Genomic DNA, 427 nt, shown 5'->3' with positions numbered 1-427 from the left:
ACACGGGTATCTAATCCTGTTTGCTCCCCACACTTTCGCGCCTCAGCGTCAGTTGCAGTCCAGTAAGCCGCCTTCGCCACTGGTGTTCCTCCCGATCTCTACGCATTTCACCGCTACACCGGGAATTCCGCTTACCTCTCCTGCACTCAAGCCCATCAGTATCCAAAGCAATTCCCACCTTGAAAGCAGGACTTTCACTCCAGACTTAACAGGCCGCCTACGCGCCCTTTACGCCCAATCATTCCGGACAACGCTCGCCCCCTACGTATTACCGCGGCTGCTGGCACGTAGTTAGCCGGGGCTTCCTCCTTTGGTACCGTCACTTCCTTCGTCCCAAAGGACAGAGGTTTACGACCCGAAGGCCTTCTTCCCTCACGCGGCGTTGCTGGGTCAGGCTTTCGCCCATTGCCCAATATTCCCCACTGCT

Annotated in this window: 1 rRNA gene; it reads right to left on the bottom strand. The window is 56.9% G+C overall.

Features of this window, described 5'->3' with window-relative positions:
* Window positions 1–427: ribosomal RNA gene (locus HH110_RS19205) — 16S ribosomal RNA — on the bottom strand; the annotation flags it as partial.

This window comes from Stenotrophomonas sp. SAM-B, assembly GCF_013387485.1.
Classification (GTDB): Bacteria; Pseudomonadota; Gammaproteobacteria; order Xanthomonadales; family Xanthomonadaceae; genus Stenotrophomonas; species Stenotrophomonas maltophilia_AA.
This window is presented reverse-complemented; position numbering and strand designations above follow the sequence as displayed.